Annotated in this window: 12 protein-coding genes; 2 read left to right on the top strand and 10 right to left on the bottom strand. The window is 59.9% G+C overall.

What is annotated here, in order from left to right; all coding sequences use genetic code 11:
• Positions 1-119 precede the first annotated feature (119 nt).
• Entirely contained in the window at positions 120-443 is a 324-nt protein-coding gene (gene fdxA / locus PSH84_RS10390) for a ferredoxin FdxA (protein WP_122565445.1), read from the top strand.
• A gap of 1,645 nt (positions 444-2,088) precedes the next feature.
• Here the strand turns inward: fdxA and rpoS are convergent.
• The 8 genes from rpoS to PSH84_RS10350 form a co-directional block, all read right to left on the bottom strand.
• Positions 2,089-3,096 (bottom strand): RNA polymerase sigma factor RpoS, encoded by a 1,008-nt coding sequence (gene rpoS, locus PSH84_RS10385; protein WP_003198289.1) that lies wholly within the window; start codon positions 3,094-3,096, stop codon positions 2,089-2,091.
• Positions 3,097-3,202: 106 nt separating this feature from the next.
• Positions 3,203-4,048 (bottom strand): peptidoglycan DD-metalloendopeptidase family protein, encoded by an 846-nt coding sequence (locus PSH84_RS10380; protein ID WP_122565448.1) that lies wholly within the window; start codon positions 4,046-4,048, stop codon positions 3,203-3,205.
• 211 nt (positions 4,049-4,259) lie between these two features.
• The gene (locus PSH84_RS10375; protein WP_170862085.1) at positions 4,260-4,895 is read right to left on the bottom strand and encodes a protein-L-isoaspartate(D-aspartate) O-methyltransferase; all 636 of its coding nucleotides are present in this window, start codon (positions 4,893-4,895) and stop codon (positions 4,260-4,262) included.
• A gap of 41 nt (positions 4,896-4,936) precedes the next feature.
• Positions 4,937-5,686, bottom strand: coding sequence for a 5'/3'-nucleotidase SurE (gene surE, locus PSH84_RS10370; protein ID WP_122565449.1), 750 nt, complete (start codon positions 5,684-5,686; stop codon positions 4,937-4,939).
• The gene (truD, locus tag PSH84_RS10365) at positions 5,674-6,732 is read right to left on the bottom strand and encodes a tRNA pseudouridine(13) synthase TruD (protein WP_305482819.1); all 1,059 of its coding nucleotides are present in this window, start codon (positions 6,730-6,732) and stop codon (positions 5,674-5,676) included. Before truD ends, surE begins: the two co-directional genes overlap by 13 nt.
• A complete protein-coding gene (ispF, locus tag PSH84_RS10360; RefSeq protein ID WP_305469942.1) occupies positions 6,725-7,201 on the bottom strand; it encodes a 2-C-methyl-D-erythritol 2,4-cyclodiphosphate synthase in 477 nt (158 codons plus the stop codon). Before ispF ends, truD begins: the two co-directional genes overlap by 8 nt.
• A 43-nt stretch (positions 7,202-7,244) precedes the next feature.
• Positions 7,245-8,090, bottom strand: coding sequence for an S-formylglutathione hydrolase (gene fghA / locus PSH84_RS10355; RefSeq protein WP_122565453.1), 846 nt, complete (start codon positions 8,088-8,090; stop codon positions 7,245-7,247).
• An 8-nt stretch (positions 8,091-8,098) separates the two neighbouring features.
• Positions 8,099-9,211 carry an S-(hydroxymethyl)glutathione dehydrogenase/class III alcohol dehydrogenase gene (locus PSH84_RS10350; RefSeq protein ID WP_060738985.1) on the bottom strand — a complete coding sequence of 371 codons (1,113 nt, stop codon included), beginning with the start codon at positions 9,209-9,211 and terminating at the stop codon, positions 8,099-8,101.
• 108 nt (positions 9,212-9,319) lie between these two features.
• On the opposite strand from PSH84_RS10350, the gene PSH84_RS10345 reads away from it, so the two are divergent.
• Entirely contained in the window at positions 9,320-10,216 is an 897-nt protein-coding gene (locus tag PSH84_RS10345) for a LysR substrate-binding domain-containing protein (RefSeq protein ID WP_122565454.1), read from the top strand.
• Between the two features lie 166 nt (positions 10,217-10,382).
• Here the strand turns inward: PSH84_RS10345 and ispD are convergent, their stop codons facing one another.
• Complete coding sequence (gene ispD / locus PSH84_RS10340; RefSeq protein WP_305482817.1) at positions 10,383-11,090, bottom strand: 2-C-methyl-D-erythritol 4-phosphate cytidylyltransferase; 708 nt, start codon at positions 11,088-11,090, stop codon at positions 10,383-10,385.
• Entirely contained in the window at positions 11,087-11,365 is a 279-nt protein-coding gene (ftsB, locus tag PSH84_RS10335; RefSeq protein WP_003184873.1) for a cell division protein FtsB, read from the bottom strand. Before ftsB ends, ispD begins: the two co-directional genes overlap by 4 nt.
• Between the last annotated feature and the right edge of the window lie 37 nt (positions 11,366-11,402).

Here is an 11,402-nt window from a genome sequence, read left to right as displayed (position 1 = left end):
ATCTCGCGCGGTTTGGGATGCTGCGGACTATTTAGCCTGGTTCGCAGACTACCGCTCCCGAACCTGGCGACCCCACCGTGAAAGGGCTTCGCTGCCGCCGCCTGAGGAGAGAATTAGAAATGACCTTCGTCGTCACCGACAACTGCATCAAGTGCAAGTACACCGACTGCGTAGAAGTGTGTCCGGTGGACTGCTTTTACGAAGGGCCGAATTTCCTGGTCATTCACCCGGACGAGTGCATCGACTGCGCCCTGTGTGAACCGGAATGCCCGGCGAATGCCATCTTTTCGGAAGACGAAGTGCCGGCCGGCATGGAGAACTTCATCGAGCTGAACGCTGAACTGGCGGAGATCTGGCCGAACATCACCGAGAAGAAAGACGCTCTGCCGGACGCCGAAGAGTGGGATGGCAAGACTGGCAAGATCGCAGACCTCGAACGCTGATCGTTGCCATGTTCGTCGAAAGGGCCCCTTGCGGGCCTTTTTGCTGCCTGGAACAAAATCGCAGGCAAAAAAAAGGGGCGGTTTGACCCGCCCACATTTTTTCCCTAATCCCTTTAATCCTATTCATCGTCCTGATGAATCGCGTCCTGCGATGTCCTTCCTTCCCATCGTCCTTGACGGGTGTGTCTGTCCGTCGACACAGGACTGATATTAGTATTTTCCCGGGCGAGTGCAACGCGGCTGATACAAGTGGCTTGCTCTGTCACACGATGTTCATCAAGAAATTTCCCTTATAAATCAGTTGAATACAAAAAGATCACGGTATTTATAGCTGTCTGTCCCGGCGGTGAGAAACCGATCGCTTACGTAAGACTAGGCAAAGGCTTACAAGCTGAAGCTACAAATAGATCGGGCTAGGGAAATGACCCTTCGGAAGCGCAAAGGCTTTAAACCAGTCGTGATGTTCTATCGTTTACGGGTGGGGATTTCAGGGGGGTGTGTATATCCGTTTCTTCGGTAACGGCGGCTATTGGTTCCGCCCTTACGGCGGGTCACTTTCGAAAAGCGCGAAAGTAACCAAAGCGCTTCTGCCCCACCACTCGGCACCTCGCCTAGGCTCGGTGTGCCCTCACTCCGGCATTGCTCCGTGGGCCCGCCGCGAAGGGCCATCCATGGCCCAGCGCGGCTATCCCGGCATCCATGCCGGGATGCCCACTCCACAATGCCTGCGTTCGGCCAGCGTGGTTAACGGGGCGCTGAGATCAACGTCCACCCCACTACGAGGCGGCCTGATAGCCGACCTGGCTCTTGATGGGGACCGCATTTCTCCTGTGGGAGCGAGCCTGCTCGCGATGAGGCCGGCAAGCCCAGCATCCATGTGACTGGACCACCACCATCGCGAGCAAGCTCGCTCCCACATTCAATCTCCAGTGGACACAAAATTTATATATATCCAACACACAACCACTGTGGGAGCGAGCTTGCTCGCGATGAGGTCGGCAAGCCCCAGCATCCATGTGACTGAACCACCGCCATCGCGAATAAGCCCGCTCCCAAATTCAATCTCCAGCGGACACAAGATTTATACCCAACACACAACCACTGTGGGAGCGAGCTTGCTCGCGATGAGGCCGGCACATCCAACATCACCGCAAACTGACCCACCGCCATCGCGAGCAAGCTCGCTCCCACACTCATTCCACAGGGAAAACGCGGCCCCATCAGGAACCAGGTCGGCTATCAGGCCGCCTCGCGGCGGACGTTGATCTCGGCGCCCCGTTAACCACGATGGCTGAACGGAGGTGTTGTGGAGTGGGTAACCCGGCATGGATGCCGGGTTAGCCGCGCTGGGCCATGGATGGCCCTTCGCGGCGGCCCACGGAGCAAGGCCTTCGTTCAGGCATGCCGAGCCTAAGCGAGGCACCGAGTGGTGGGGCAAAGCGCTTTTGGTTACTTTTGGCGCTCTTCCAAAAGTGACCCGCCGTAAGGGCGGAACCAATAGCCGCCGTTACCGAAGAAACGGATATACACCCAAACCCAAGCCAAAAAAAAAACGGCGCCTCCCTCTTTAGCAAGGGAAGCGCCGTTTTTCCAAGTAGACAGCATCACAGCCAGTCAGGGCGTTTTATGCTGCTCTTGCCTTGGGTTATTGAAACAACGACTCACTCGACAAGCCGTTCTTCTCCAGGATCTCTCGCAAACGCTTGAGACCTTCAACCTGGATCTGCCGGACCCGCTCACGAGTCAAACCAATCTCCAGCCCGACGTCTTCAAGCGTGCTGCTTTCGTGCCCCCGCAAGCCGAAGCGGCGAATCACCACTTCCCGTTGCTTATCGGTCAGCTCCGAGAGCCACTGGTCGATGCTCTGTGACAGGTCATCGTCCTGCAACAGCTCGCACGGATCGGTAGGTCGATCATCCGTAAGGGTGTCCAACAAGGTTTTATCCGAGTCCGGCCCCAGGGAAACGTCCACCGAGGACACCCGCTCATTGAGCCCAAGCATGCGCTTGACCTCACCCACCGGTTTTTCCAGCAGGTTGGCGATTTCTTCGGGTGAAGGTTCATGATCAAGTTTCTGGGTCAACTCACGGGCGGCCCGCAGGTAGACGTTCAGCTCCTTGACCACATGAATCGGCAACCGGATCGTCCGGGTCTGGTTCATGATCGCCCGTTCGATGGTCTGGCGGATCCACCAGGTGGCGTAGGTCGAGAAACGGAAGCCGCGCTCGGGGTCGAATTTCTCGACGGCGCGAATCAGGCCCAGGTTGCCCTCTTCGATCAGGTCCAGCAGCGAAAGCCCGCGATTGACGTAGCGTCGGGCGATTTTCACCACCAGGCGCAGGTTACTTTCAATCATGCGTTTTCGACCGGCCGGGTCACCACTTTGCGACAGCCGCGCAAAATGAACTTCTTCCTCGGGGGAGAGCAGTGGCGAGAAACCGATTTCGTTGAGGTACAGCTGAGTGGCGTCCAGCGCCCGGGTGTAATCAATGTACTTATGTTGTTTAAGCGAAGCGGAGTGTTTGGATTTGGCACGAACGGAAGGTGGAGTCGCCCCTTCATCATTCGACATCGAATCCATAGCGATGCCGGTCTCCATAAGGAGAACCTCATCGTCGATGTCAAACTCCGGCACTTCTTTACTGAGAGCCATTGTTATAGTCCTTTGGTGAGTTCGACCTCAAGCTCAAGCGACGCCTTTATCCTTGGCAACGCTGGAGCCTGTTCCCTCTACGTGACGGAACAGGCTGACAATCAAATCAACGACGTGGCAGGAATTGCAGCGGATCGACTGGTTTACCTTGTCGGCGAATCTCAAAATGCAGTTTCACCCGGTCTGTTCCCGTTGATCCCATTTCGGCAATTGTCTGTCCGACCTTGACCTGCTGCCCCTCCCGAACCAACAGCCTGCGGTTGTGACCGTAGGCACTGACGTAGGTATCGCTGTGTTTGATGATGACGAGTTCGCCGTAGCCCCTCAAACCACTCCCGGCGTACACAACCGTGCCATCAGACGCAGCTAAAACAGGCTGTCCCAAATCCCCGGCGATATCAATTCCTTTATTCAAACTACCGTTTGAAGAGAATTTTCCAATGAGAACGCCATTAGAAGGCCATCCCCAGCCTGTCGGGGCGGGGCCCGCAGGCGGCATCGGCGCAGGGGCTGGTTTGCTCGCGACGGACGGTATTACCGCCGTCCCAGCCCCCGCCGGCCGGCGAATGACCGTGGTTTTGCTCGACGAAGAAGGCGTCGAACCCGACTGTGTCACCACCGCAGTAGGCGTTGAACCGCTACGGCCATCGAAGCGAATCGTCTGACCGGGGTGAATCGTATAAGGCGCAGGAATGTTGTTGCGCGCCGCGAGGGCCTTGTAGTCCCAGCCGTAGCGAAAAGCGATGGAAAACAGCGTATCGCCGCGACGGACTACATATTGGCCGGTCGTTACTGTAGGACGTTGAGGTGCTGCACTGTTGCGATCGACCACCCGGACATTGCTAGACGGCGTACTGGAACAACCGACCAGCAAAATGCTCAAGACAAGGCCAGTCACCAGGCGCTGAAAGCTCGTGATACCCATACGCTGCGCAATGACTGTGAGACTCACCCGCCGCTCCCTTTGTGGTGGCTGAAAAATTGGAGGCTGCCTGTCCAGGCAGCGTTCATACAAATATAGCTGGCGACAACTGCGCCTCTATTAATGAAGCGCAACGCGTCGCCGCACACGTTTGCTCGACGCCATTGGGCTCTGTTCAGCGAATCGGTGCCGCTGTAAGACACAGACGTGGCCACGGAATTCAGCGTCCGTTTATAAATGCTCAGGCCAACGGTCCATTGAGCAACGGCACAAACCGCACCGCTCCCAGGACGTGTCGCGAAAACCCGTGCTCTTCGCGCACGATCAACATCAGTTGCTGGACCTCACCGGCGCCCACCGGGATGACCAGCCGTCCACCAGGGGCGAGCTGATCCAGCAGGGCTTGAGGTACATCGGTGGCCACCGCGGTGACGATAATGCCGTTGTACGGTGCCAAGGCCGGCCAACCTTCCCAGCCATCGCCCCAACGAAACACCACGTTGCGCAGGTTCAGTTCCACCAGGCGTTCCTTGGCGCGATCCTGCAGGACCTTGATCCGCTCGACGGAAAACACCCGCTCGACCAGCTGAGACAACACCGCCGTCTGGTAACCCGAACCGGTGCCGATCTCCATCACCTTGTCCAACGGCCCCGCCTCCAGCAGCAACTCGCTCATGCGAGCCACCATGTACGGCTGGGAAATGGTCTGGTTGTGGCCGATCGGCAACGCCGTGTCTTCATAGGCGCGATGGGCCAGGGCTTCATCGACGAACAAATGGCGCGGCGTGCGGCGAATCACCTCCAACACCTGGGCGTTGGACAGGCCTTCTTCGTAGAGACGCTGGATCAGTCGTTCACGGGTGCGTTGGGAAGTCATGCCGATTCCACGGCGCAGCATATCGTCTTGCTCACGAGCCATCAGCGCAGCCCCTCCAGCCAGCCATCGAGACTTCGAAAGGCGTCGTTGAAGGTACGGTCCAGCTGCAACGGCGTGATCGAGACATAGCCTTGCATCACCGCATGGAAATCAGTGCCTGGCCCGCCATCCTCGGCATCACCGGCGGCGGCGATCCAATAACCGGCCTTGCCGCGCGGGTCGACGACATGCATCGGTTTGGCGGCGCGGGCACGATGGCCCAGGCGTGTGAGCTGGATGCCACGGATGTGATCGAGCGGCAGGTTGGGGATATTCACGTTCAGCACCGTGCGGGGCGGCAGGTCCAGCGCGCCATGGGCTTCGACCAGTTTACGGGCGAAGTAGGCGGCGGTCGGCAAGTTATCGACCTGCCGTGAAACGAACGAAAAGGCAAACGACGGTTTTTCCAGGAAGCGACCTTCCAAGGCAGCGGCGACCGTGCCGGAATACAGCACGTCATCTCCCAGGTTGGCGCCCAGGTTGATGCCCGACACCACCATGTCCGGCTCACGTTCCAGCAAGCCGTTGAGGCCCAGATGCACGCAATCGGTCGGAGTGCCGTTGAGGCTGATGAAACCGTTATCCAGATAGCAGGGATGCAAAGGACGGTCGAGCGTCAGCGAGCTGCTGGCGCCGCTCTTGTCCTGGTCCGGAGCGATGACTACGCACTCGGCAAAATCCGCCAGCGCAGCATAAAGCGCGGCAAGACCGGGTGCAGTCACCCCGTCGTCGTTAGAAATCAGAATACGCATGGGCTGTCCGTCTGCCCCACCGGCACCAGATCGACGAGTTCGCGCACCAAGACAGTGGCGAAACATCCGGCCGGCAGGACGAATTCCAGTTGCAGAATGTCAGGCGAGGGATAATGCCACGACAGCCCGCCAATGGGCAGTCGCAGGATGCGACGTTCGTGACTCATTCCCGCGTTTATCAACCAGTCCCGCAAATCGGCCTCGCCCGCGGCAACGGCTTGTTCCAGTTCAAACGTCGCGCCGGCGGCAGGCGAAGGCCCCTCACCCCACTGCGGCCCGGTCGGGTGCAGGTCGAGAATGGTCAGGCGCGGATCGCTGCACTCAGCCTCACCGGCGGGGAAGAAACTGCGGCTGTCGGTGAAGGCGAGCAAGTCGCCCACCTGGGCGTGCTGCCAGGTCCCGTCGGCGACCCGCGCCGCCAGCACCCGGTTGAATAGAAAGCTGCGGGCGGTGGATAACAGCCGCGAGCGCACATTGCGCTGTTCCGGCAAAGCCTTGCGCCCCGCCCAGGCACGGGCATCGACGACATTGCCGCCGTCATGGCCGAAGCGCTGGGCGCCAAAATAGTTGGGGATACCCTGGCGGACAATCTGTTGCAGACGCGCATCGATCGCCGCCGTGTCGCCCTTGAATTGGGTCAGGCGCAAGGTGAAGCCGTTGGCCGAGTGCGCGCCGCGTTGCAGTTTGCGTTTATGTCGCCCGGTCTTGAGGATCTTCAGCGTGTCGTTCTCTGCCGCCGACAAGTCCGGATCGGCCTTGCCTGGCAATTGGACGCTAAACCATTGGCGGGTCAGGGCTTGACGGTCCTTGAGCCCGGCGTAGCTGACGGTGCGCAACGGCACGCCGGCGGCCTTGGCGATTCGTCGGGCAGCCTCTTCGGTGTTCAAGCCACGTTTTTCGACCCAGATCCACAAATGTTCGCCATCGCCGGTCAACGGGATGTCGAGCACTTCATCGACCTGGAAATCTTCAGCGGTGGCCTTGAGTACCGCACTGCCCAAGGGTTCACCGTAGGCGCGCGGCCCTAACAGTTCCAATTCAGTCATGGCGCAGCAACAAGGCAACGGAGTGGACGGCAATGCCTTCTTCGCGACCGACGAAACCCAGCTTTTCGGTGGTAGTGGCCTTCACGTTCACTTGGTCCAACTCAACTTGAAGATCCTCGGCGATCAGCTGGCGCATCGCTTCGATGTGCGGGGCCATTTTGGGGGCCTGGGCAACGATGGTGTTGTCGACGTTGCCGACTTTCCAGCCCTTGGCGTGGATCAGTGCGACCACATGGCGCAGCAGCACGCGGCTGTCGGCCCCCTTGAATTGCGGGTCGGTGTCGGGGAAGTGCTTGCCGATATCACCCAGGGCCGCCGCGCCGAGCAGTGCATCGCTCAAGGCGTGCAGCAGGACATCACCGTCAGAATGCGCGAGCAGCCCGAAGCCGTGTGCGATCCGCACGCCGCCCAGAGTAATGAAGTCGCCTTCAGCGAAACGGTGAACATCGTAGCCGTGGCCAATACGCATAAAAAAACGCCCCGATTTTTGTCAGGGCGTGATTCTACCTGCATTAGACGTTTAGAGCGCGTGCATGATGCTGCAAGTGGTCGTCAATGAAGCTGGCGATGAAGAAGTAGCTGTGGTCGTAACCCGGTTGCAGACGCAGCTCCAACGGATGGCCGGCGGACTTGGCCGCCTGTTGCAAGGCTTCGGGCTTGAGTTGGTTGGCCAGGAAATCATCGCGATCGCCTTGGTCCACCAGCAATGGCAGCTTCTCCTGCGCCTCGGCAATCAATGCACAGGCATCCCATTCCCGCCATTTCGAGCGGTCTTCCCCCAGGTAACGGGAGAACGCCTTCTGGCCCCATGGGCAATCCATTGGATTGTTGATCGGCGAAAAGGCCGACACTGAACGGTAACGCCCCGGGTTGCGCAAGGCGCAGACCAGCGCACCGTGGCCGCCCATGGAGTGACCACTGATACCGCGTTTGTCCGAAGCCGGGAAATGCGCTTCGACCAGCGCCGGCAATTCCTGCACCACGTAGTCATGCATCCGATAATGCCGCGCCCACGGATCCTGCGTGGCGTTCAGATAAAAGCCCGCCCCCAGGCCGAAGTCCCAGGCATTGTCCGGATCGCCCGGCACGTCGGCGCCACGGGGGCTGGTGTCCGGCGCAACGATGATCAGGCCCAGCTCGGCGGCCATGCGCTGGGCGCCGGCCTTTTGCATGAAGTTCTCGTCGGTGCAGGTCAGCCCGGACAACCAATACAGCACCGGCAACTTGCCGCCCTGCTCGGCTTGCGGTGGCAGGTACACGGCAAACACCATGTCACAACCCAGCACTTCGGAACGGTGCCGGTAACGCTTGTGCCAGCCGCCGAAGCTTTTCTGGCAGGAGATGTTTTCCAGACTCATGACCGACCTCAGAAATGGATAACGGTGCGGATGCTCTTGCCTTCATGCATCAGGTCGAACGCCTTGTTGATATCTTCCAGGCCCATGGTGTGGGTGATGAAGGTATCCAGCGGGATTTCGCCCTTCTCGGCCATTTCCACGTAGCTTGGCAATTCGCTGCGGCCGCGCACGCCACCAAAGGCCGAACCGCGCCAGACGCGCCCGGTCACCAACTGGAATGGACGGGTGGCGATTTCCTGACCGGCGCCAGCCACGCCGATGATCACCGACTCGCCCCAACCTTTGTGGCAGCACTCCAGGGCGGCACGCATCAACTGGACATTGCCGATGCACTCGAAGGAAAAGTCCACGCCGCCGTCAGTCATGTCCACGATGACTTCCTGGATCGGACGGTCGAAGTCTTTCGGGTTGACGCAATCGGTGGCGCCCAGTTGCTTGGCGATTTCGAACTTGGCCGGGTTGATATCGATGGCGATGATCCGCGCGGCCTTGGCCTTCACGGCGCCGATCACGGCCGACAGGCCGATACCGCCCAGGCCGAAGATCGCCACGGTGTCACCCGGCTTGACCTTGGCGGTGTTGAGCACCGCGCCGATGCCGGTGGTGACGCCACAACCCAGCAGGCAGACTTTTTCCAGCGGCGCTTCTTTTGGGATCTTGGCGACGGAGATTTCCGGCAGCACGGTGTACTCAGAGAACGTCGACGTCCCCATATAGTGGAAAATCGTCTCGCCCTTGTAGGAAAAGCGCGAAGTGCCGTCCGGCATCAGGCCTTTGCCCTGGGTGGCGCGAATCGCCTGGCAGAGGTTGGTCTTGCCCGACTTACAGAATTTGCACTGGCCGCACTCCGGCGTGTACAGCGGGATTACATGGTCACCCACCGCCACCGAAGTCACGCCTTCGCCGATGGCTTCGACAATGGCGCCGCCTTCATGGCCCAGGATCGACGGGAAGATCCCTTCCGGGTCGGCACCCGACAGGGTGTAGGCATCGGTGTGGCAGACACCGGAAGCCACCACGCGCAACAGCACTTCGCCCGCCTTGGGCATGGCGACGTCGACTTCAACGATTTCCAGGGGTTTCTTGGCCTCGAAGGCAACGGCAGCGCGCGACTTGATCATTCCGGGTTCTCCAGCAAATAAAGACAAGACCGGGAGTGTAATCCTCCGCCAGACAATGAATAATCCAGCCAAAAGCAAAACATTATTGCTGTATAGGGATAATCCTTCATGTCTGATAACCGCTGGGAAGGCATCGACGAATTTGTAGCCGTGGCCGAGTGCAGCCAATTCACCGCCGCTGCCGAACGGCTCGGGGTTTCGTCTTCCCATATCAGTCGACAAATCGTACGGCTCGAAGAGCGTCTACAGACACGCCTGCTTTACCGCAGTACTCGCCGGGTCACACTGACCGAAGCCGGACAAACCTTTTTGCAGCATTGCCAGCGTTTGCAGGACGGACGCGAGGAAGCACTGCGGGCCGTCGGCGACCTGACCAGCGAGCCCAAGGGCATGCTGCGCATGACCTGCGCCGTGGCCTATGGCGAGCGGTTTATCGTGCCGCTGGTGACGCGGTTCATGGGGCTTTACCCGCAGTTGCGGGTCGACATCGAGCTGAGCAATCGCCCGCTGGACCTGGTGCATGAGAGCCTGGACTTGGCGATTCGCCTGGGTCGCTTGCAGGACTCTCGCCTGGTCGCCACGCGCCTGGCACCGCGGCGCATGTACTTGTGCGCCTCGCCCTCTTACCTGGAACACTACGGCCGGCCCCACAGCGTGTCGGAACTGAGCCGCCACAATTGCCTGATCGGCAGCTCCGATATTTGGCAACTGGAGCAGAACGGGCGGGAATTTTCCCAGCGAGTACAGGGAAACTGGCGTTGCAACAGTGGGCAAGCGGTGCTCGATGCGGCGCTGCAAGGGGTGGGGTTGTGTCAGTTGCCGGATTATTACGTGCTGGAGCATTTGCACAGTGGGGCGTTGATCTCGCTGCTGGAAGCCCATCAGCCGCCAAATACGGCGGTGTGGGCGTTGTATCCACAGCAGCGGCATCTGTCGCCGAAAGTGCGCAAGTTGGTGGAGTACTTGAAGGAAGGGTTGGCTGAGCGGCCGGAATATCGGGGGTGACTGGGCTTCTTTGTTGCCTGGGCCGGCGTCATCGCGAGCAAGCTCGCTCCCACAGTGGAGCGGTGTGAACACAGGTCCATCATTCGACGAAAACCCTGTGGGAGCGAGCTTGCTCGCGATAGCGCCAGCCCAGACGACGGTGATCTAACGAGAAAACAGATCCAGCTTAATGCCGATTCACCCACCGCTGGCGCAACCACTCCAGATCTTCCGGCCGAGTGACCTTGATGTTATCCGAACGCCCTTCGATCAAGCGCGGTGCCTGCCCGGCCCATTCCATGGCGGACGCTTCGTCGGTAATCACCGCATCCGCCACCAGGCTGTCGGCCAGGGCCCGGTGCAGAGCACCGAGGCGGAACATCTGCGGTGTATAGGCTTGCCAAATCACGCTGCGATCGACGGTTTCCAGCACGCGACCCTGCTTGTCGGCGCGCTTGAGGGTGTCGCGCGCCGGGACGGCCAGCAGGCCGCCGATCGGGTCGTTCGCCAACTCGCTGAGCAGTGTGTCCAGGTCGGCCCGGGCCAGGTTGGGCCGGGCCGCATCGTGCACCAGCACCCAATCGTGATCGTCGGCGCCCTGCCCGTGCAGATGCAGCAAGGCATTGAGCACTGAATCAGAACGTTGCTCGCCACCGTCGACGCGCTGGATGCGCGTGTCGCTGGCGCAGGCCAGGGTCGGCCAGTAAGGATCATCGTGTGCAAGACTGACCACCACACCCTTGACGGTGGGATGGTCGAGGAAACAGCCGAGGCTGTGTTCAAGAATTGTGCGCCCGCCCAGTTGCAGGTATTGCTTGGGACGGTCGGCGGCCATCCGGGCGCCAACGCCCGCGGCAGGAATCACGGCCCAGAAGGCCGGCAAACGCATACTCATTGGGCCAACTGGTAGAGGGTTTCGCCCTCCTTGACCATGCCCAGTTCATGTCGAGCCCGCTCTTCAACGGTCTCCATGCCTTTTTTCAACTCGGTCACTTCGGCGTCCATCACCCGATTACGCTCCAGCAGCGCCTCGTTTTCGGCGTGTTGGTCGGCAATTTGCTGAGTCAGGTCGGCCACTTGTGCCAGGCTGCCATTACCCACCCACAGGCGGTACTGCAGGCCGGCCAGCAACAGGAGCAAGACAAGAAACAACCAATTGGGACTGCGCATCGAATATCAGGTATCCAGTGAAAAAAGACCGCCATGC

It is taken from the genome of Pseudomonas beijingensis, from assembly GCF_030687295.1.
GTDB lineage: Bacteria > Pseudomonadota > Gammaproteobacteria > Pseudomonadales > Pseudomonadaceae > Aquipseudomonas > Aquipseudomonas beijingensis.
Note: the sequence above shows the minus strand (reverse complement) of the source record. Positions and strands in the feature narration are given on the sequence as shown.